At 45.2% G+C, this 19,932-nt stretch carries 20 protein-coding genes; 13 read left to right on the top strand and 7 right to left on the bottom strand.

The window, feature by feature from the left end:
• Window positions 1–70: 70 nt before the first annotated feature.
• The 3 genes from clpX to greA form a co-directional block, all read right to left on the bottom strand.
• A complete protein-coding gene (gene clpX / locus BUB43_RS10085; protein WP_073180747.1) occupies window positions 71–1,231 on the bottom strand; it encodes an ATP-dependent Clp protease ATP-binding subunit ClpX in 1,161 nt (386 codons plus the stop codon).
• 77 nt (window positions 1,232–1,308) lie between these two features.
• The gene (locus tag BUB43_RS10080; protein WP_073180745.1) at window positions 1,309–1,701 is read right to left on the bottom strand and encodes an HIT family protein; all 393 of its coding nucleotides are present in this window, start codon (window positions 1,699–1,701) and stop codon (window positions 1,309–1,311) included.
• Between the two features lie 120 nt (window positions 1,702–1,821).
• Window positions 1,822–2,292 (bottom strand): transcription elongation factor GreA, encoded by a 471-nt coding sequence (gene greA / locus BUB43_RS10075; protein WP_073180743.1) that lies wholly within the window; start codon window positions 2,290–2,292, stop codon window positions 1,822–1,824.
• A 102-nt stretch (window positions 2,293–2,394) separates the two neighbouring features.
• Between greA and BUB43_RS10070 the strand changes: the two genes are divergently transcribed.
• Entirely contained in the window at window positions 2,395–2,844 is a 450-nt protein-coding gene (locus BUB43_RS10070) for a Rieske (2Fe-2S) protein (RefSeq protein WP_083541279.1), read from the top strand.
• Window positions 2,845–2,968: 124 nt separating this feature from the next.
• Window positions 2,969–3,418, top strand: a complete 450-nt coding sequence (dtd, locus tag BUB43_RS10065; protein WP_073180741.1) for a D-aminoacyl-tRNA deacylase — start codon at window positions 2,969–2,971, stop codon at window positions 3,416–3,418.
• Window positions 3,419–3,488: 70 nt separating this feature from the next.
• Here the strand turns inward: dtd and BUB43_RS10060 are convergent, their stop codons facing one another.
• The gene (locus BUB43_RS10060) at window positions 3,489–4,244 is read right to left on the bottom strand and encodes an enoyl-CoA hydratase/isomerase family protein (protein WP_073180739.1); all 756 of its coding nucleotides are present in this window, start codon (window positions 4,242–4,244) and stop codon (window positions 3,489–3,491) included.
• Window positions 4,245–4,337: 93 nt separating this feature from the next.
• Window positions 4,338–5,138: an enoyl-CoA hydratase/isomerase family protein gene (locus BUB43_RS10055; protein ID WP_073180738.1), complete on the bottom strand. Its 801-nt coding sequence runs from the start codon at window positions 5,136–5,138 to the stop codon at window positions 4,338–4,340.
• 136 nt (window positions 5,139–5,274) lie between these two features.
• Here BUB43_RS10055 and BUB43_RS10050 point away from each other — a divergent pair, with 136 nt between their 5' ends.
• The 9 genes from BUB43_RS10050 to clpB all read left to right on the top strand — a co-directional run bounded on the left by BUB43_RS10050 (window position 5,275) and on the right by clpB (window position 14,919).
• Window positions 5,275–5,787: a YciE/YciF ferroxidase family protein gene (locus BUB43_RS10050; protein ID WP_073180736.1), complete on the top strand. Its 513-nt coding sequence runs from the start codon at window positions 5,275–5,277 to the stop codon at window positions 5,785–5,787.
• 252 nt (window positions 5,788–6,039) lie between these two features.
• A complete protein-coding gene (locus BUB43_RS10045; protein ID WP_143154093.1) occupies window positions 6,040–6,486 on the top strand; it encodes a hypothetical protein in 447 nt (148 codons plus the stop codon).
• Window positions 6,483–7,742, top strand: a complete 1,260-nt coding sequence (locus tag BUB43_RS10040) for a DUF4407 domain-containing protein (RefSeq protein WP_073180732.1) — start codon at window positions 6,483–6,485, stop codon at window positions 7,740–7,742. Before BUB43_RS10045 ends, BUB43_RS10040 begins: the two co-directional genes overlap by 4 nt.
• A 5-nt stretch (window positions 7,743–7,747) precedes the next feature.
• Complete coding sequence (locus tag BUB43_RS10035) at window positions 7,748–9,163, top strand: DUF4407 domain-containing protein (protein ID WP_073180730.1); 1,416 nt, start codon at window positions 7,748–7,750, stop codon at window positions 9,161–9,163.
• A complete protein-coding gene (locus BUB43_RS10030; RefSeq protein WP_073180729.1) occupies window positions 9,164–10,741 on the top strand; it encodes a hypothetical protein in 1,578 nt (525 codons plus the stop codon). It begins immediately after the preceding gene.
• A gap of 6 nt (window positions 10,742–10,747) precedes the next feature.
• Window positions 10,748–11,251, top strand: coding sequence for a hypothetical protein (locus BUB43_RS10025; protein WP_073180727.1), 504 nt, complete (start codon window positions 10,748–10,750; stop codon window positions 11,249–11,251).
• A 1-nt stretch (window position 11,252) separates the two neighbouring features.
• A complete protein-coding gene (locus tag BUB43_RS10020) occupies window positions 11,253–11,846 on the top strand; it encodes a DUF6759 domain-containing protein (protein WP_073180725.1) in 594 nt (197 codons plus the stop codon).
• A gap of 2 nt (window positions 11,847–11,848) precedes the next feature.
• Window positions 11,849–12,148: a DUF6804 family protein gene (locus BUB43_RS10015; protein WP_073180723.1), complete on the top strand. Its 300-nt coding sequence runs from the start codon at window positions 11,849–11,851 to the stop codon at window positions 12,146–12,148.
• Between the two features lie 167 nt (window positions 12,149–12,315).
• Window positions 12,316–14,919, top strand: coding sequence for an ATP-dependent chaperone ClpB (gene clpB, locus BUB43_RS10010; RefSeq protein WP_073180789.1), 2,604 nt, complete (start codon window positions 12,316–12,318; stop codon window positions 14,917–14,919).
• A gap of 68 nt (window positions 14,920–14,987) precedes the next feature.
• Here clpB and BUB43_RS10005 read toward each other — a convergent pair whose 3' ends face one another.
• Together BUB43_RS10005 and BUB43_RS10000 are read right to left on the bottom strand one after the other, a co-directional pair.
• Window positions 14,988–15,860, bottom strand: coding sequence for an SDR family oxidoreductase (locus BUB43_RS10005; protein WP_073180721.1), 873 nt, complete (start codon window positions 15,858–15,860; stop codon window positions 14,988–14,990).
• A gap of 43 nt (window positions 15,861–15,903) precedes the next feature.
• Window positions 15,904–17,244: a dihydroorotase gene (locus tag BUB43_RS10000; RefSeq protein ID WP_073180719.1), complete on the bottom strand. Its 1,341-nt coding sequence runs from the start codon at window positions 17,242–17,244 to the stop codon at window positions 15,904–15,906.
• Between the two features lie 157 nt (window positions 17,245–17,401).
• Here BUB43_RS10000 and BUB43_RS09995 point away from each other — a divergent pair, with 157 nt between their 5' ends.
• Together BUB43_RS09995 and BUB43_RS09990 are read left to right on the top strand one after the other, a co-directional pair.
• A complete protein-coding gene (locus BUB43_RS09995) occupies window positions 17,402–18,826 on the top strand; it encodes a lipopolysaccharide biosynthesis protein (RefSeq protein WP_073180717.1) in 1,425 nt (474 codons plus the stop codon).
• A gap of 63 nt (window positions 18,827–18,889) precedes the next feature.
• On the top strand, window positions 18,890–19,906 hold the full coding sequence (locus BUB43_RS09990; RefSeq protein WP_073180715.1) for a sugar phosphate nucleotidyltransferase: 1,017 nt from the start codon (window positions 18,890–18,892) through the stop codon (window positions 19,904–19,906).
• The last annotated feature ends 26 nt before the right edge of the window (window positions 19,907–19,932 follow it).

The following is a 19,932-nucleotide window of genomic DNA, read 5'->3' as shown; positions in this document are numbered from 1 at the left end:
TGTATTTCCTTGCTGCAAATTTATATTTTTTTTTTGATATTTTTATATGAAGAAGCAATGTTAAGAAAAATTAACTTAAAATTATCTCATCCTGCTCTCCTATATTATACATATAGTCCTCCAGCATTTTTTCCGTGGTGCCGCGTAGTCCTCTTGCACCAAGGCCTTTCTCCATCGTTTCCTCCACTATTTTTTCAATAGCGGCATCAGTGAATTCAAGAGTTATGCCATCCATCGCGAAAAGTTCAACAAACTGATTCACGATTGAATTTTTCGGCTCCTTCATTATCCGGATCATCGTTTCCTTCGTCAGCTTGTCAAGATGCGTGATGATTGGGAACCTTCCCAGAAGCTCCGGTATTAGCCCGAATTTCCGCAAATCTATAGCGGTTATCTGGCTCAGCAAATTATCCTCATCCTCCGCTTTTGCAAGTTTTTCCGCGCTGAAGCCTATCGCCTGCTTGTTCAGCCTGCGCTCGATGATTTCGGAAATCCCGTCGAAAGCTCCACCAGCAATGAACAGGATATTCTGCGTATTCACCTGGATATATTTCTGATCCGGGTGCTTCCTTCCGCCTTGTGGCGGCACATTCACGATGCTGCCCTCCAGAAGTTTCAGCAGCCCTTGCTGCACGCCCTCGCCGGAAACATCACGCGTAATGCTCGGGTTATCGGCTTTGCGCGCAATCTTGTCAATCTCATCGATGAACACGATGCCTTTCTCCGCCTTTTCCACATCATAATCCGCCACCATCAGCAACCGGGAAAGTATGCTCTCCACATCCTCACCCACATAGCCTGCCTCTGTGAGAATCGTGGCGTCCACTATGCAGAACGGCACATTCAGTTCCCGTGCGATGGTTTTTGCCAGCAGCGTTTTTCCCGTGCCGGTTTCGCCAATCATTATGATGTTCGATTTCTCAATTTCTACCTCGCGGTCTTCCCTTCCGGCGTGAAGCAGCCTTTTGTAATGATTGTAAACGGCGATGCTCAACTGCTTTTTCGCCTGATCCTGCCCGATGACATACTGATCCAGGAAGGCCTTTATTTCCTTCGGCTTTTTCAGTTCATCCACCGTGGTTTCTACCGGCTTGGCAGCGGTGCTACTTTCCAGAACGATGTGGTGTGCCTGCTCTGCACAGTTTTCGCAAATAAAGCCATTCTGCCCGGAAATCAGCATCTGCACTTCGTTCCTACTCCTTCCGCAGAACGAACATTGGTTTTTATTCATCGCGCAAAAATACGAAAATCGAAGATTTTATTTGAGATTAATATTAATTAAGGTCGAGGCTAACATTAGGATAAATATTAATTATCACTGATAATCCTCTCCTGCACCTCCTTGAACTCTGCCTCGCTCAGTTTCAGCCTTTCGTTGCCGAAGTTCAAATCCTGCATAGAATTCAGCGGTACCAGGTGAATGTGTGCGTGCGGAACCTCCAGCCCTATCACTGCAATCCCCACCCTTTCGCAAGAAATTGCTGCCTGAATTTGCTTCGCCACTTTTTGCGCAAATGCCCACAGGTTTTTGAACTCCTCGCTTTCAAGGTCGAAAATTAAATCCACCTCCCTTTTCGGTATTACCAGGGTATGCCCTTTCACCAAGGGCTGCACATCCAGGAAAGCCAGGTGCTTATCATCCTCAGCGATTTTATACGCCGGAATTTCACCCTGAACTATTTTAGTAAATACGGAACTCATTTTTTTGACTTAAGATTTTAGACACAAGATGCAAGAGCCAAGGCAAAAGTAAAATGAGCCAAGTAACTCAGCCTAAGCCTCAACCTTTTTACTTTTTACTTTTTACTTTTTACTTTTTACCTACAAAGAAATTTCCAGCACTTCAAAAGCCAGCTTATTTCCGTTCGGCAGCACAATCTCCGCCTGCTCTCCTACCGCCTTGCCCAGTAGCCCTTTGGCAATCGGCGTGTTCACGGAAATCTTCCCGCTCTTCAAATCGCTCTCATTATCAGGCACCAGCGTAAATTTCTGCTCCTGTTTCGTAGCCAAGTTTTTCAGCCTTACCGTCGTCAGGATTGAAACCTTCGATGTATCCAGCGTCGCTTCGTTGATCACTTTACTCGTGGCAATGGCATCCTTCAGCTTAGAAATCCGCATCTCCAGCATTCCCTGCGCTTCCTTCGCCGCATCGTACTCCGCATTTTCCGATAGGTCGCCCTTATCCCTTGCCTCCGCTATCTGCTGCGTTATCCGCGGTCTTTCTACGCTCTCCAGCTGCTCCAGCTCGGCCTTCATCTTGTCCAGTCCCTCCTGTGTTACATAGCTTGCCATAATCTTCTTTTTGTTTTTAAAATAAAAAAATTATCCGACGAGGCTTGCCGGACAATTTTCGCTTGTGTAAATTCGTTCTGCAAAGATATAAATTTATTTTAAATGAAAAACTACTTCCGCCAAATCTTAATCTTGAAATTGCTGATTTTCAGTTTATTAACCCTAAACAGCTGTGATGAGAGGGAGCACACCGTTAGCTGCTTCCCGAATGTTCCTGTCAATATCTCGCTGAACCTCAACCTTCCCGCATACTACCAGCTGCAGAATGCAGGCGGCTGGATTTATGTGGATGCTGCGCTGGCAGGAACCCGCGGGCTCATCGTCATTAATTCTGGTAATGCCTTCCACGCTTACGACCGCAATGCACCGCACATCTGCCCAGCGGATGATACCACCCTGCAAGTTGTGGAAAATATTAAAATCCGCTGCCCGAAAGACGGCGCAGAATGGATTTTGCTGACTGGCCAGCCCAACAACCAGGCCGCCAAAAAACCGCTGAAAACCTACCGCACAGCCTACGATGCCGCCACAAAAACGCTAAGCGTTTATTGAATGATGGGTGATAATTGACGATTGATTTGATAATTGATGATTGATTTGCTCAACCTTAACCTTCACCTCAACCTAAAATTACTTGGTTCTTTTTACTTTTGCCTTGGCTCTTTAACAACGAATTATGAAAATCGTCATCCAGCGTGTTTCGGAAGCCTCAGTGAATGTTGATGGCAAAATTGTTGGCGAAATTTCGCAAGGCTTATTGCTGCTCATCGGCGTTCATCAGGATGATGATGAAAGCGATGCCGATTGGCTCGTGCAGAAAATCCTGAGCCTGCGGATTTTCAGTGATGATGCCGGCAAGATGAATTTATCGGTAAAAGATATTTGCGGCGACATCCTCTGCGTAAGCCAGTTTACGCTGCTTGCCGATTACAAGAAAGGCCACCGCCCGAGTTTTATTTCGGCAGCAAGACCGGAAAAAGCCGTCCCACTTTTTGAATATTTCAAAAGTGAACTTGCAAAATCTGGACTGAAAATCCAGAGCGGAATTTTCGGTGCCGATATGAAGGTCTCCCTAACCAACGATGGCCCTGTGACGATTGTGATGGAATCTAAGGAAAAAGGTTGAGATTAAGGCTAAGGCTTAATTAATGTGAAACTACTTGGCTCTTTTTCCTTTTGCCTTGGCTCTTGAACTTCTATTTTTTCACTCTCAAATTCTCAATTCTGCGCCTCGCCTCGTCTTCCAATACCAGCGATGCACTCATAAAAGTGCGTTCCGGCATTATTTCGTCAAATTGCGCCGTGCCCTCCCAGCTCACCTTTTTTATCAGCGATAAAGCCTCGCCGCTTCGTCCGGCCAAGGTCTGCAGAAACGCCGCAATCTTCCCATCCATCTCAGGAATATTTTCCGAAACGGAATGGTAAATGCCGTGCTGCATCGCCCATTCTGCGCTGCGGAATTCCGCATCCAAGGCCATAGCCGTAAATTGCGAAACGCCGATTTTCCTTTGCACGAAAGGACCGATGACGAAAGGCCCGATGCCAAGATTGATTTCGGTGAGAGCTAAAGATGCATCATTCGTGGCAAAGCAATAATCCGCGGCACAAGCTATGCCCACACCACCACCAGTTACCTTGCCCTGAACCCTTACCACTACGATTTTCCCGCAGGTTCGCATCGCTGTGAGAACCTTCGCAAAGCCGCCAAAAAAGTTCCTGGATTCGGTAATATCCTGCACCGCCAAAAGCTCATCGAAACTTGCACCGGCACAGAACGCCCTTTCGCCGGCAGATTTCAGCAGGATGGCTTTCACTTCGGGCTTTGCCGCTTCTTCCAGGATGGTTTGCGCAAGTTTTTCGAGGATGTGCCCGGGGAGCGAGTTGCTTTTCGGCGTTCCGAATGTGATGACCGAAACGCCTCCGGCAACTTCTGATATTACGAAATCCTCCATACTAAAAAAGTTTTAGCAGAAAGCTAATGAAGAAGGCTTTTGCCCTGACTAAATTTAAGTTTATTTTACTGAGTTTTCCATCTTTAATAAGGATTATTTCCCGGTAAAGTTGGCTTTTCTTTTTTCCATAAACGCCTGTACGCCCTCGCGGAAGTCTGCCGTTTCAGCGGCTTTCTGCTGATACTCTGCCTCAAGCGCAAGCTGGGCATCCAGATCGTTGGTATAGGATTCGTTAAAGGCTTTCTTTATCAGGGAAATAGCTGCAGTTGGCTGATTAGCAATGACTTCCAAAACTTCTGCAGATTTTTGCTGAAATTCATTATCAGGAAAACTATCCGAGATGAGACCAAGGTTTTTGGCTTCAGCAGAGGAAATTTTCTTCCCCGTGAATGCTAGATAATTTGCCTGCTGCCTGCCCACAAGTTTCGGCAGCCAGTAGGTACCCGCGGTATCTGGGATGAGGCCAATATTTACAAATGCCTGAGAAAAATATGCGGACTCCGTGGCTAGTGTAATGTCGCAAAGCAGAGAGAGCATCGCCCCTGCGCCCACAGCGGGGCCGTTTACCAGCGCTACTACCGGCTTTTTGCTATGGTAAATACCAGAAATAAGAGGATTGTAATATTTCTCTAGGACATAAACGACAGGCTTTTCCTTGGTTGCGAGCTCGGGACTCATAAACAGCTGCAGATTCTGCCCCGAGCAGAACGCCTTGCCCCTGCCGGAAATCGCGATGCAGCGCACCTCCTCAGCTGCATTTGCTGCCTGAACGAAATCGGCAAGCTCCATAAGCATTTTAGGATTGAGGCTGTTGAAGGTTTCAGGGTTGTTCAGGAAGGCGATTCTAATCTTACCCTCCGCCTGATTTTCTACTTGAATAAATTCGTATTCCATTTTGTCGAAGATTTAGTTTTCCAAATATAAATTTTCTTTTATAAACACCAGTTGTTTTAACAAAAACTTAACAAATTCTTCTGCAGATTGGTGAGGATTTTGATAATATCACTCCGTCAACATTAAAATAAAAATTATGGCAACTAAGAAAATGGATAATTCAGAGTTTCACGAGTTCTTCGTGGATGAGCTGAAGGATGTGTACTGGGCGGAAAAAGCACTGGTAAAAGAACTGCCGAAAATGCAGAAGGCGGCGACAAGCAAAGAGCTAGCGAAGGCTTTTGAGAAACATACGAAGGAAACGGAGGGCCACATCGAAACTTTGGAGAAGGTGTTCGAATCCATCGGTGAAAAGGCTGCTGCGAAAAAATGCGAAGCGATGGCAGGCATTTTGGAAGAGGGCAAGGGCATCATAGAAGATACGGAGAAAGATACGATGACGCGGGATGCAGGCCTGATTTTGGCGGCGCAAAAAGCCGAGCACTACGAGATCGCAAACTACGGAACGCTGCGCGTTTTCGCGAAACATATGGACCACAAGGAAGCGGAAAAACTGCTAACGGAAATCCTGGAAAACGAGAAGGCTACCGATGTAGCGCTTACGAAACTTGCCGAAGACTTCATCAACGAAGAAGCAGCGGAAGAGTAAATTTTTTTCATTTAAAATAAAAAATCCCTCGGCAAAAAGTCGAGGGATTTTTTTGTTTTTGCAATGTTGCAAATTTGATTTTGATTGTCCAAAATCTTTTAAATTTAGCGCATTAAATTTTCAAATTGAAAAGGAGTTTAATTACTCAATTTCTTGATTTCTTCGGGTATCGCAGCGCTATTTTGTGGCGAAGAATTTATTATTTATTCTTCCGAAATGGAAATTCTGAGGGATTTTTTGAAATAGAATTCGATGATGGCTTTGCAAATTCAGTCGTTAAAATTCGGTTTTAATTTCCCTGACCTAATTTATGCTGAATTTCCGCAAGTTGGGAAGAAGATTTACAATGGAGTAATCCTGCTGAATGCCGCTAAACTAAAATATCCTTATAAAATCACGATACATACCGCATCTGGAAAAACGGTGCGGGAGATTCCTCAGCCAAAATTTGAAAACTTACTGAACTCTGACGAGTTTTCAGAAGTGAGCCTGAATTCGTTCAAAAGAGAACTAAATCTGAAGCGACATTTCAGGATGCCGGTACTAAATCTTTTTTCGCCGGAAGCTAAAGTTTCGCTGATATTTCCGGATTTTAATTTCAATAAAATTAAATTCGTACAACCTAATCAGCTGGAAACGAATTCATTAAAAATAGAAAAACTTAAATTCAAAAAATTTAAAACATCAGATTTCCTATGAAAACAGCAGAACTCGATTATCAGATCCCGAAGGCATCCTGGTTTCAGAAAATGCTTTGGGCTTGCGCCGGAGGAGACCGCTTCCTACTGCAGAGGGCTACCTACTCCGACCAGGTAAAGTATATGTGCCTCGGAGGAATCGTGCTGGCTACAGGTATGATGGCTGGCTTGGCAGGCGGATACGCGTTCTATACCATCTTCAGCCCGAAAGATGCCGATGTTCTGCAGCCTTCTGAACAGTCCACTACACTCATCACAATTTTATCTGTTCTGTTCGGAATAATCTGGGGTGCAATAATCCTTAACATAGACAGATTTATTGTGGCAGCAACAGGAAAAGGAGACGGTACGGAGAATATCACGAAGCAGGAGTTTTTGGGAGCCATACCACGGATAATTATGGGAACCATCATCGCCATTACAATTTCTAAGCCCATTGAAATTAGAATGTTCAAAGGTGAAATTGATGCGCAGCTTGCGAAATACCAGCTGGACAGCAAAGAAAAATCCATCGAAAAAGTAAAAAAGAATTATGATACTAAAAGGAAAGATGTGATGGCGCAAAACCAAGATCTTCAAAACCAAATTAAAAATCTTGACTCGTTAATTACAAAACAGGCCATCGATATCGATAATGAAATAATGGGCAGGAATACAGCAGGAAGAGGATATGGAAATAATGCCAGGGATCTGGAGAGGCGGCAGAATGAAACAAAAGCACGAAGGCAGAAGCTACTGGAGAGCCCGGAGTATATGGAAATACAGGAAAAATTAAAAAATCTTGAAAAAAATGAGGCAGAAGAAATCGCAAGAGAGGAAAATAAAGCAGCCGCAGAGGATGGATTGCTGAGGAGAATCCAGTTGGCAGATGAGGTAGCGTCTACAGATATCGATGGCGTGAAACATTTTCCCTGGATCACTACTTTCATCACCCTGCTCTTCCTCGCCATAGAGCTTACCCCGGTGTTTTTTAAGCTGATGCTGGTGAAATCGCCGTACGATTATATGAAGGATAACCTGGAAGATGAGATCCGGGCGAGAGACGGCATAGAAGTGAAGTACGATTATTATAAGGATAAAAAGGGCTTGGAAAGGCACTTGGTAATAAACCACGATGCTGAAAATATGATGTACGAAAAAGTAAAACTCAGCGAGATCCAAAGGGAACTTACAGAATACGCTGTGCAGAAATACAAAGAGCGCGAAATGCAGAACATAGATGAAAACCTGGACGACTACATCAGTAAAAATGTATAAAAAAGATGGGCATTTTGCATAAGCCACACCGCGGCCTGCACGCACTCTCCGGGGAAGATGTGAATCTCATCACCCAGATAAACGCGCCGAAAATCAACCGGAATTTCAACGTCATTGGTTTCCTGGTAATGCTCATTTTGATAGGCTGCATCCTCAGCGTACTGGCGTTTACCATTAATATTCTCGAGGGATCATCGAAGCTGATGTCCGTACCTGCAGCCTTGTTTTTCGGGCTTGCGGTTACCAACATTTACATCCTTCTGCTATACACCATCTCGCCGCCCTTGTTGTTCGACAAATCGATGCTGAGCAGAAAGCAAAAAAATGAGAAAAATTTCGTTTTTCAGGAAAACACGAGACGCTTCAGAGAATGGCTCACACCATCACTACTGCTGAGGGTGGGCTTTATCATCCTGTTTGCAGTGATTTTGGCGCAGCCGCTGAATGTTTTATTCTTTGAAAAGGAAATCCAGACCGAGATCGATGCCTATAAAATGCATTTAAAATCGGAAATGATTCTTTCGGCGGACAGCCTTAGAATTTTGGATGAGAAGAAATTGTTCGACGAATTTCACAACTCAGCCGTTTTTATTTCCAAAGCAGACAGTACAGAACTTGCACGCCATGCCACCACCGTGGATGAAAAGGCAGAAAAAGACTGGGCGTATCTTCAGCAGGCTTCACGATTGAAAAGGAATTTAGCGCTGCTTTCCGGAAAAACGGATATGGCCTCTCAGGTGAGAAAGGAAGGCATTCTGCGGAGCTTCAGCGAAATCACCGAACAGCAAATTGCGAGCGATGCCGAATTTCTGGAGAACCAGATCAGCGTAAATCTTTCCGATCCATTATTGCAGAAAAGGTTTGACGGCTATGCAGAAAAGCTTCGGGGAATCATTACCCAAAAACACATCAGCAATCAGCGCACAGCCACGGTGATAGACAATAATAATTTTTATATCCGGAAGATAATGCTGGTGTACGAAACTTTGCCTCAGGCAAAACTGCTGACCTTTATTTCACTGATCGTTTTTCTGGTGCCGATTATTCTGAAATTTCAAATTCGGCAGATTCGCTTTGGAAAAAATGAAAGTTTCTATACTGTAAAGCAACAGGCGGAGCACGATATCGTGCTGAAAAACTACCGGAAGTTCAAACGGCGCTTTGGCGAAATCTTTACTGAAAATCAGCAGGTTTATCACGGCAGAGCCTTGGCTGTTTTGCATAAAGACCTGACGATTCTGGAAAAAATAAAACCTGAAAAAGCGAGGGCAATCCGTGAAGAAATCGGCGGAAGATACAGTGCAGTGCCGGAATTTTATGAGAAATATGCCGATCCGCCGTTCAATCTTATAGAGCGGAAAAAGACAATAAGGGAAAGGTCTCAGAAAGATTTTCTGGCAGAATTATACAGGGAGGAATAGATGGCGGAAGAGATTTATTACGAGCTTAGCGGAAGAGCGTACCGCAAGGAATTTTTCACCAAAAAAATTCCGGTGCCGCACTATGTACACGGAAAATTCAGCGGGAAATTTCATTCAGACAAGGTAGAGACGGCAAACGAAAAAAACGACTTCTATGAATTTAAAATCTACGAAGCGGAAGTAGAAATCCTTGCAAAAAGCAGGGCACCGCTGGAGATTCCACCAGAAAGTACGGCAGCCATAGTCATTGCGAAGGAACAGCTTCCCGAGAAAACTTATTATTTTGAAAAAACCGGGAACGAGAAAATTTATTACGACATCAGCCTGCAGCAGCAGGAATTCCGGAATTTTCATTTTGTGCGGATGCTTCAGCAGAATGAGGACACCGAGGCTTTTGGGACGGTGGAAGGTGATGTGTATGGCATCTTGTATACTTTTCGGGAAGAAATTGATTTCAGAAAAAATTATCTAAATAAACAGACTGAAAATCCGGATATTGTACCTCCGCCAAAACCAAAAAAAGAAGCAGAGAAGACGGCTGATGAAAGAAAAAAAGTGGGCGGAAAAGTTGAATTTGATAATGTTCATCCAACCGAAAAAAATGCGCTTTCAGCCTGCCAAAAGAATCTGCTTTATTCCTTGGCACTCCTCTCGTTATCGCTGATTTTCGGCTTCGTGCCAGGCGTTTTCGCCGGGTTTCTCTGGCTGGTTTACACGGTTTTCAAATGCTATTTCCGCTGGGTATTGTATTTGTTCTACGCCTTCCTTCTGCTGTTTTTCGCAGGGCTTTTGTTTGCGCTTTTCACTATAGATTTCAACAGAAGGGCGAAGACCTATGTCCCGCCAAAAGAACAGGGCAAACCCCGGCTGGTAAAAGTGATAACCTACATCGATAAAAACCAGAATGAAGACTTGCTGATTTCTCATAACATTAGGTGGAAAGGCTACCACGGAGAGGAATATGCCGGTGAGTATTCCATTAAAAAAAGTGACCTGGATGCCTCGCGGAATTTTAAAAACAACCTCAGCTCAGAACTTTCATTCCCGAATATTTATTACAATCTCAGCAGAAATGATGATGAAAAGCTGGAGGGTGTTTACCGAATGTTTGACGAAATCCGCGCCGGGCGGAAGCTCAGCGACAGGAAGTTTGCGGAGATGATTGTAAGTTTTGCTCAGCATTTTCCTTATCATCTCATAGTAAACCAGAGCTGCAACCCGCAACTGTACTCCCCACAGATTCAGGAAGTAATGCGAGAGCATCCTCAAAACTGCGTGCCTTATCAGAAATTTGGAATCACTTCACCCGCAGAATTTATGGCGACGGGGCAGGGAGACTGCGATTCCCGCACTGTGCTGCTGTACACGATTCTGAAACATTATGGCTATGATGTTGCTATTTTTACAAGCGAATATTATGCGCATTCCATCCTTGGTGTAGCACTGCCATATCAGGGAATAAACTACAGCAGCGGCGGCAGGCATTATGCGCTCTGGGAAACCACTTCAAAATGGCCGCCCGGCGTTCTACCTCCCGAAATTACGAACCTGAATTACTGGACATTAACATTAAAATAACGATTTATGAATACTTTAAAAATCCTCTCCATCATGCTCTTCGCATTCTGCGCGTTTGCTGTGAGTTTTGGTATCGCGAAGCGCACATTGTTCAAAAATAAAGATGAAAACCGGCAGCCTTATGAAAATCTGGTGAGAATGAGCGGAATTTTTATTGCCATTAGCATCACGATGAACCTGCTTTTTCAAAAAATATCTTATCTGTACGATGTTATCGATCAGTATGGTTTTGATTTTCAAAAAATTTTCACGAGCGGAAAAGCGGAATATGGCTACAGCCCAGAAATGCTGAGGGCATCGTGCATCTATATGGCGATAGGTTTTTTATGGATATGGTTTTCCGGGCGGTTTGCCAATGTGATGGGCAGCAGGTATTCGGAGAACAGTCCGTTTTCGAAAACCATACTCTCGGCCATAATTTTTATTGCACTCTCCGTAGCCTTCTACCCTGTTCTGGATTTTATCCTGGATAATTTCTACACCGTATTAGCACAACCGGAAATCAATTAATATGAAAAAATTTATCATTTATTCAGCCGCATTCTGCACCTTATCCTCCTGTTTCAAAAAAGAAATCGCGGAAACCGACAGCGTAATTGCTGATACGGCATTTGTGGAAGTAGATTCTGCTCAGGTTCCGTTGGAAGTTACGGATCCTATAACAGTTAATTTGCCGCCAAATTTAATGGATTACGAAACTGCACAGCGCCTGAACACTTCGGATGGGTGGAAAAAATTCCTTGCCGACAATCCGAACTATGAGAATAAAAAGGAAATTGAGGAGAGAATCATCCGCGCGGAAGTGGATGAAATCATCCGTTCCGGGGATACAGGGGAAATTCCACAGTCAGAAGCGTTGCGTGGCGGCGATCAGGAAGTATCCACAATGATTGTGGAGAACAACACCTCCTGCGAACTCACCCTGCTCTACAGCGGAACAGACGCGTTGAGGATATCAATAGCGCCGAACAGCAAGCAGAAGTTCAGCATGCGCAGCGGAAATTACCGTGTGGCGGCGCAAGCCTGCGGCTATAACTACGCCGGCGCCGAAAACCTTGCCGGAGACTACTCTGTAGTTTACTACATTACAACAACAAGATATTAAATATGCCAAACAACTTACTCAAAACTTTATCGGTTATACTTGCTGCGATGCTGTTTCTCTGCCTGGCACCGTTGCCTTACGGCTACTACCAGCTTTTGCGGGTTTTCGCGATGGTGGTTTTCATTATGCTTGCATTTTACCGTTCTCAGGAAAAGGACATCCATTTTTGGATATTCATTTTTCTCACCCTTCTCTTTCAGCCATTTTTTAAAATTGCTTTGGGCAGAAGTCTCTGGAACATCGTGGATGTCTTGGTTGGAATCTATCTGCTGTGGCTGAATTTGGGAAGGAAAAATTCTTAGTGATAACTAATCTAGAAAAATATGTCATAAAACTGGTAATTTTTCTCCTTAATCCACATCAATTCACTTTAAAAACCTGTCATTTTGTCCTAATTTTCAAGAGATTAAGTTTCTGAATGTTTTTTGCTGATAGCTGGTTGATAATTTTTAAACACCGAATTTTAAATATGAATCTTAACCAATTTACAGTAAAATCTCAGGAAGCAATCCAGGCGGCGCAGCAAACTGCGATGGAATTCAGCAACCAGAGCATCGAGCCACAGCACATCCTGGAAGGCATTTTCCAGGTGGATGAAACGATTTCCAATTTTCTTCTGAAAAAATCTGAAGCCGATGCCCAGCTTGTGCGAAGCAGAAACCGCGAAAGCATCGAGGCCTTGCCGAAAGTACAGGGCGGGAATTTTTACCTTAGCCAAAGTGCCAACAAAGTGCTGCTGGATGCGCCAAACATTGCCAAAAAAATGGGCGATGAATTCGTAACCATCGAGCATCTCTGGCTTTCGCTCATCGATGTGGATTCGCCAGTTTCCAAGATGCTGAAAGATATGGGCGTTACGAAATCGCTTTTGGAAGGCGGCATCAAAGAACTGCGCAAAGGTGCGAAGGCTACTTCTGCAAGCTCGGAGGAAACTTACCAATCGCTGAACAAATATGCGAAGAATTTCAACGAGCTGGCTGCCGATGGAAAGCTGGACCCTGTGATCGGAAGGGATGAGGAAATCCGCCGCGTTCTTCAGATTTTGTCGAGAAGAACGAAGAACAACCCGATTCTTATCGGTGAACCAGGCGTCGGAAAAACGGCGATTGCAGAGGGTATCGCACACCGGATAATTTCTGGCGATGTGCCTGAAAACCTGATGGATAAAACGCTTTACTCGCTGGATATGGGTGCACTAATTGCCGGCGCAAAATACAAGGGTGAATTTGAAGAACGCCTGAAATCCGTGGTGAACGAGGTGATAAAATCCGACGGGCAAATTATACTTTTCATTGATGAAATCCACACCCTGGTTGGTGCTGGTGGAGGTGAAGGGGCGATGGATGCGGCGAACATCCTGAAACCTGCTTTGGCAAGAGGTGAACTTCGTGCAATTGGGGCAACAACGCTGAACGAATATCAGAAATACTTTGAAAAGGATAAGGCTCTGGAACGCCGCTTCCAAAAGGTGATGGTGGAAGAACCGGATACAGAATCGGCGATTTCCATACTGCGCGGCATCAAGGATAAATACGAGGCGCATCACAAGGTGCGCATCAAGGATGAGGCGATAATTGCCGCTGTGGAAATGTCTCAGCGCTATATTTCTGACCGTTTTCTTCCGGACAAAGCCATCGATTTGATTGATGAGGCTTCCGCAAAACTTCGGATGGAAATCAACTCAAAACCTGAGGAGCTGGATGTTCTTGACAGAAGATTAATGCAGATGGAAATCGAGCTTGCAGCAATTTCGCGGGAAGGCAATCAAACGAAAATCGACCATCTGAAAGAAGACATCGCCAAGGTTCAGGAAGAGCGCAATGAACTGAATGCCAAATGGTTAAGCGAAAAGCAGAAGTCTGAGGATTTAACCAATGTTAAAAAAGAAATCGAGGCACTGAAACTTGAGGCAGAGCGCGCTTCAAGAGTGGGAGATTATGCGAAAGTTGCTGAAATACAATACGGTAAACTTCGCGAAAAAGAGGACGAACTACAGCAGCTGGAGCTGGCAATGCAGAATGAGCAGAACGAGCTGATACAGGAGGAGGTAACTTCTGAAAATATTTCCGAAGTGATTTCCAAATGGACGGGAATCCCCGTAACGAAGCTGATGCAGACCGAACGCGAAAAACTGCTGAACCTGGAGGACGAGCTTCACAAAAGAGTAGTTGGGCAGGATAAGGCGATAGAAGCCGTGGCGAACGCCATCCGAAGAAACCGCGCAGGATTGAGCGATGAGAAAAAGCCGATTGGCTCTTTTCTATTCCTTGGAACTACCGGAGTCGGAAAAACCGAGCTGGCAAAGGCTTTGGCAGAATTCCTCTTCGATGATGAAAATAATATGACGCGGATTGATATGAGCGAATATCAGGAAAGGCACTCGGTTTCGCGGCTTGTAGGTGCGCCGCCTGGATATGTGGGCTACGATGAGGGCGGCCAGCTGACGGAGGCTGTGCGCAGAAGGCCTTATTCCGTGGTGCTTCTGGACGAAATCGAGAAAGCGCACCCAGATGTTTTCAATACGCTGCTGCAGGTGCTGGATGACGGCAGGCTCACCGACAATAAAGGCCGCTTGGTGAACTTCAAGAACAGCATCATCATTATGACTTCCAACCTGGGCTCGCCCATTATTCAGGAAAGATTTGACGAGGCAAACCAAAAGTATGCGGATGAAATTCCGCAGGAAGTGGTGGAGCAGACGAAGGATGAGGTTTTCGAACTGCTGAAGCAAACGCTTCGCCCAGAATTCCTGAACAGGATAGATGAGGTGGTGCTTTTCCAGCCGCTGAACAAGAAGGAAATCGGGAAAATCGTGCAGTTTCAACTTCGCGGCTTCAACGAAATGCTGCAACGCAGAGGCATCATCCTGACTGCCACGGAAGACGCCGTGAACTACATTATGGAGAAGGGCTACGATCCGGCTTTCGGCGCAAGGCCTTTGAAGCGGGTGCTACAGCAGGAAGTGCTGAACAGACTTTCGAAAGAATTGCTCGCCGGAAACATCGAGGAGAACCAACGCATCACGCTGGATTATTTCGAGGAAAGCGGCCTGGTTTTTCGGCCTACGGAGTAAAGGATTGATGATGTGATTGATATATTTGAAAAAAGACCGCAAAATCCGCGGTCTTTTTCTTTTTAAAATTACTTGCTGCCCTTGATTTGAGCTTCCAGAGCGTCCCACATCTCCGCAGGAATGTGCTCCAGCATATTGAATTCGCCCGCGCCCTGAAGCCACTCACCACCATCGATTGTCACCACTTCTCCATTTATATAGGCTGAAAAATCAGAAACGAGGAAAGCCGCAAGGTTGGCAAGCTCCTGATGATCTCCCACGCGGCGCAGAGGTACTTTTTTGCTCATATCAAATTTCTCCTGAAGGTTGCCCGGTAAAAGTCTGTCCCAGGCACCCTTAGTCGGGAAAGGTCCCGGGGCTATCGCATTGAAACGGATGCCGTATTTCGCCCACTCCACCGCGAGGCTGCGTGTCATCGCAAGGACGCCCGCCTTAGCACACGCTGACGGAACCACATATGCTGAGCCAGTCCAGGAATAAGTAGTCACAATGTTCAGCACGGTCGCAGGACTTTTCTGCTCAATCCAATGCTTGCCGAGCGCTAGCGTGCAGTTTTTGGTTCCCTTCAGCACGATGTCCAAAATCGTGTCAAAAGCTGAATGAGAAAGTCTTTCGGTCGGCGAGATAAAGTTTCCCGCAGCATTGTTCAGGAGGATATCCACTTTGCCAAATTCCTCCAACACAGCGTCTTTCATTGCCACTACCTCATCCCAGTTGCGCACATCGCACTGTACGGCGAGTACTTTTCCGCCGGTTTCCGCTTCGAGTTCCCTGGCTGTATTCTGTAGTTTTTCCAAATTCCGGGAAGTGATAGCCACCTTTGCCCCCAGCTGAAGAAAATACCTCGTCATTGCCTTACCGAGGCCGCTGCCGCCCCCTGTCACTATTGCCACTTTACCAGCCAGCGCATCCTCGCGCAGCATTCCTTCTGTGTATTTCATTTTAAATTATTTTTGGCTTAAAGATATCAATTTTGTGTAAACATCAAAAATTTCTTTCAAATCTAAGCCTTTCGCCGAACTTTTTATCGCTGAATTTCCCGTTTTCGCAGGCTAAATTTCCGTTCACGAAAGTGTGCGTGATTTGTGAATGGAAAGTCTCGCCTTCCAGCGGACTCCAGCCGCATTTGTAAAGAATATTGTCCTTGCCCACGGTAAATTCCGCACCTAAATCTACCAGAACTAAATCGGCAAAGTAGCCTTCCCTGATGAAGCCGCGCCTTTCCACCTGAAATAAGATTGCAGGATTGTGGCACATTTTCTCCACAATCTTTTCCAGCGAAATTTTTCCCTGGCGATGATATTCCAGCATCACATTCAGCGAATGCTGCACCAAAGGTGCGCCGGAAGGGCATTTGGTGTAGGGCTGCTGCTTTTCTTCAAAGGTGTGCGGTGCGTGGTCTGTAGCGATGATGTCGATGCGGTCGTCCAAAAGTGCCTGCCACAGCGCTTCACGGTCAGCCTTCGTTTTCACGGCAGGGTTCCACTTGATGAGCGTGCCTTTTTCCGAATAATCTTCATCACAGAAATGAAGGTGATGCACGCAGACTTCCGTCGTTATTCTCTTGTCTTTCAGCGGAATATCATTGCGGAAAAGCTCGGTTTCCTTCGCTGTTGAAATATGGTAGATGTGAAGTTTAGCGCCGGTTTTTTCGGCGAGTTCCACGGCTTTTGAGGAAGAAATGTAGCAGGCTTCGGCGCTTCGGATTTCTGGATGAAACTTCACCGGAATATCATCCCCAAATTCTGCCTTAAACCTATCGGTATTTTCCCGGATTGTGGCTTCGTCTTCGCAATGCACGCAAATTGGCATCGCCACTTTTGAGAAAATTTCCTCCAAAACTTCGGGATTATCCACCAGCATATTTCCAGTGGAAGAGCCGAGAAACAGCTTTACAGCAGGCGTTTTCAGCGGATTGGTTTTCAGGATTTCGTCAAGATTATCATTGGTACCGCCCATTGAAAATCCGAAATTGGCGTAGGAATTTCCTTCCGCCAGCTGATTTTTTTCTTCCAATAATTCCTGCGAAACCGTATTGGGAACGGTGTTCGGCTGATCGAAAAAACTCGTGACGCCGCCTGCAACAGCAGCCCTGGATTCGCTTTCGATATCGCCCTTGTGCGTTAATCCTGGTTCACGGAAATGCACCTGGTCATCAATGATTCCTGGGATTAGCATCTTTCCCGAAGCATCGATGATTTTATCCGAATCAACTTCGGCGATATTTTTGGCAATCTTTGCAATCAGGCCATTTTCAATCAGCAAATCGCTTTCGAAAATCCTGCCTTCGTTTACAATTCTCGCATTCTTTATCAGCGTTCTCATTGAAGCAAATTTAGGAAAAAATTAGATTGAGGTTGAGGTTAATGTTGAGTAGAATTTCCAAGATGATTACTTAGTCTGCTAAAAATTCACCTCAATGTCAAACTCAATCTCAACCTTAACCTCAACCTTTATAATTACCTTTGCCAAAATTTCAATTTTGAAGAAGCTTCTCGGCGAAACGATAATTTACGGCATCGGTGCAATTTTGCCGCGGGTTATTACCTTCTTGCTTAATCCGCTGTATATCAATTATATAGATAAGGAATCCTTTGCGCAATTTGGAAATCTTTACGCCTGGATTGCTTATGTGAATATCCTGCTGACTTTCGGTTTTGAGACTTCATTTTTCCGTTTTTCCGCAGAAGATGAAAACCGTAAAAAAGCCTTCAACACTTCGTACTGGTTCATCTTCGGTCTTGCCGCTTCATTCCTTGTGATGGTGCTGCTTTTCAGCAATCCGCTTTCCGTGATGATGGACTACGCCGATAATCCGGAATTCATTCGGTGGTGCGCCATCATTGCATTTTTCGATGCCATTTGCACCATCCCATTTGCCTGGCTGCGCTTCCACAATATGCCGGTGCGCTACTCTGCAATTAGGCTGTTATCCATTGTAATTCAGACAGTTATCGTAATTGCGCTGTTCCGTTTCATCCCCAAAGAAACCAGCGAGCTACTCGGGATGAAAACCCAGGTGGCCTACCCATTTTTCAGCAATATGGTGGCAAGCATCGCCACATTTCTGATGCTGCTGCCCATTGCACTAAAAGTAAAATTGGAATTTTCCCGGGAACTTTTCGGCAGGATGTTCCGGTATTCCTGGCCTGTGATGATTGCAGGGCTGGCTTTTATGTTTAACGAAAATTTCGATAAACTCATCCAATATTACAAAATCCCTAAAGCTGATGCCGGCGCTTATTCGGGCTGCTACAAGCTTGCCGTGCTGATGACGCTATTTGTAACTGCCTACAGAATGGGCATCGAGCCATTTTTCTTCAAGCAGATGAAGAACGACAATGCAAAAATCACTTATGCAAAAATCACGGAATATTTTGCATTTTTCGCAAGCATAGTGGCTATGGGAATTATTGCCAATATTTCCTGGCTGAAAAGGCTTTTCATCCCGGACAGCTCTTACTGGACGGCGATTGACATCGTGCCGATTATCGTGATTGCCAACCTGTTTTTCGGGATTTATTACAACCTTTCCACCTGGTACAAGGTGACCGACCAAACGAAGTACGGCACCGTGATTTCCTGGCTTGGCGCCCTGATAACCATTGCGTTACACTTTTTGTTCCTGGAAAAATACGGCTTTATGGCATCAGCCTGGATTACGCTTTTCGCCTATTTTGTAATGATGCTCACCTCCTACTTCCTTGGGCAGAAGCACTACCCGATACCTTACCGCAGCCGCAAAATTTCAGCATTTTTAATTTTGCTTACAATTTTCGCCTTCATCAGCGTCAAAATCTTCAATTACAACTTCTGGATTGGCAACCTGCTCTTCCTGCTATACACCGCCATCCTAATTTTCAGCGAGAAAGATTTCATTTTGAGCCGGTTGAAAATTAAGAATTAAAAAAAAATTAATTGAAAACTTTTTCTCTAAATTTGCCAGTGTTTATGAAACTGAGTTGAGATTATGAAAATCATCGTTCCTATGGCTGGCCGAGGTTCCAGGCTGCGCCCACACACGCTTACCGTGCCAAAACCGCTTATACCTATCGCCGGAAAACCCATCGTGCAAAGACTTGTGGAAGACATCGCAAAAGTTGCGGGTGAAAAAATTGACGAAATAGCCTTCATCATCGGTGATTTCGGAACGGAAGTGGAAGAATCGCTGGTGAAAATCGCGGAAAGCCTTGGGGCAAAAGGTTCGGTGTATATGCAGAACGAGCCGCTGGGAACGGCGCACGCCATAAAATGCGCAGAAGATTCTATGCAGGGCGATGTGGTAGTGGCTTTTGCCGATACGCTTTTCCGCGCAGATTTTTCGCTGGACAAAAATTCTGACGGCGTAATCTGGGTAAAGAAGGTGGAAAATCCTTCGGCTTTCGGCGTAGTGAAGCTGGATGATTATGGCTTCATCACAGATTTTGTGGAAAAGCCAAAGCAGTTCGTTTCAGACCTGGCAATCATCGGGATTTACTATTTTCAATCGGCGGAAAAGCTGATGTCGGAAATCAACTACCTCATCGACAATGATATTAAGGAAGGCGGTGAATATCAGCTGACTACAGCGCTGGAAAACCTTCGGCAGAAGGGCGCGAAATTCTCGCTCGGAAAGGTGGATGACTGGATGGACTGTGGCAACAAAAATGCTACCGTAGAAACCAACGGGAAAATTTTGGAATACGAGAAGGATGAATTTTCCAACCTGCCGGAAAACGCAAAGATTGAAAATTCGCTGATTATTCCACCGTGCTTCATTGGGGAAGGCGTGGAAATCACGAATTCTAAAATCGGGCCGTATGTTTCGCTGGGCAAAGGCACGAAGGTCATCAATTCAAACATCGATAACTCCCTGATTCAGGATAAAACGGTGATAGACCACGGCAACCTATCGAACTCGATGATTGGCAACAATGCCCAATACTACGGCGTTGCAAGGGAAATTTCGCTGGGCGACTATTCCGTGCTGGATTTCCTTTCCAAATAATTTAAAACGAAAAATTCAGGAAAAGC

This window comes from Cruoricaptor ignavus, assembly GCF_900141665.1.
Lineage (GTDB): Bacteria > Bacteroidota > Bacteroidia > Flavobacteriales > Weeksellaceae > Cruoricaptor > Cruoricaptor ignavus.
The sequence above is the reverse complement of the archived record's forward strand: the minus strand, read 5'-3'. Positions and strand labels throughout refer to the sequence as shown.

Excerpts from the sequence above, each read along its gene's own strand:
- BUB43_RS10015 (WP_073180723.1), top strand. The coding sequence starts at position 11,849 with ATGCCAAACAACTTACTCAAAACTTTATCGGTTATACTTGCTGCGATG.
- BUB43_RS10060 (WP_073180739.1), bottom strand. The coding sequence starts at position 4,244 with ATGGAGGATTTCGTAATATCAGAAGTTGCCGGAGGCGTTTCGGTCATC.
- clpB (WP_073180789.1), top strand. The coding sequence starts at position 12,316 with ATGAATCTTAACCAATTTACAGTAAAATCTCAGGAAGCAATCCAGGCG.
- dtd (WP_073180741.1), top strand. The coding sequence starts at position 2,969 with ATGAAAATCGTCATCCAGCGTGTTTCGGAAGCCTCAGTGAATGTTGAT.
- BUB43_RS10000 (WP_073180719.1), bottom strand. The coding sequence starts at position 17,244 with ATGAGAACGCTGATAAAGAATGCGAGAATTGTAAACGAAGGCAGGATT.
- BUB43_RS10025 (WP_073180727.1), top strand. The coding sequence starts at position 10,748 with ATGAATACTTTAAAAATCCTCTCCATCATGCTCTTCGCATTCTGCGCG.
- BUB43_RS10005 (WP_073180721.1), bottom strand. The coding sequence starts at position 15,860 with ATGAAATACACAGAAGGAATGCTGCGCGAGGATGCGCTGGCTGGTAAA.
- BUB43_RS10020 (WP_073180725.1), top strand. The coding sequence starts at position 11,253 with ATGAAAAAATTTATCATTTATTCAGCCGCATTCTGCACCTTATCCTCC.
- BUB43_RS09990 (WP_073180715.1), top strand. The coding sequence starts at position 18,890 with ATGAAAATCATCGTTCCTATGGCTGGCCGAGGTTCCAGGCTGCGCCCA.
- clpX (WP_073180747.1), bottom strand. The coding sequence starts at position 1,231 with ATGAATAAAAACCAATGTTCGTTCTGCGGAAGGAGTAGGAACGAAGTG.
- BUB43_RS10050 (WP_073180736.1), top strand. The coding sequence starts at position 5,275 with ATGGCAACTAAGAAAATGGATAATTCAGAGTTTCACGAGTTCTTCGTG.
- BUB43_RS10080 (WP_073180745.1), bottom strand. The coding sequence starts at position 1,701 with ATGAGTTCCGTATTTACTAAAATAGTTCAGGGTGAAATTCCGGCGTAT.
- BUB43_RS10055 (WP_073180738.1), bottom strand. The coding sequence starts at position 5,138 with ATGGAATACGAATTTATTCAAGTAGAAAATCAGGCGGAGGGTAAGATT.
- BUB43_RS10030 (WP_073180729.1), top strand. The coding sequence starts at position 9,164 with ATGGCGGAAGAGATTTATTACGAGCTTAGCGGAAGAGCGTACCGCAAG.
- greA (WP_073180743.1), bottom strand. The coding sequence starts at position 2,292 with ATGGCAAGCTATGTAACACAGGAGGGACTGGACAAGATGAAGGCCGAG.
- BUB43_RS10040 (WP_073180732.1), top strand. The coding sequence starts at position 6,483 with ATGAAAACAGCAGAACTCGATTATCAGATCCCGAAGGCATCCTGGTTT.
- BUB43_RS10035 (WP_073180730.1), top strand. The coding sequence starts at position 7,748 with ATGGGCATTTTGCATAAGCCACACCGCGGCCTGCACGCACTCTCCGGG.
- BUB43_RS10045 (WP_143154093.1), top strand. The coding sequence starts at position 6,040 with ATGATGGCTTTGCAAATTCAGTCGTTAAAATTCGGTTTTAATTTCCCT.
- BUB43_RS10070 (WP_083541279.1), top strand. The coding sequence starts at position 2,395 with ATGAAAAACTACTTCCGCCAAATCTTAATCTTGAAATTGCTGATTTTC.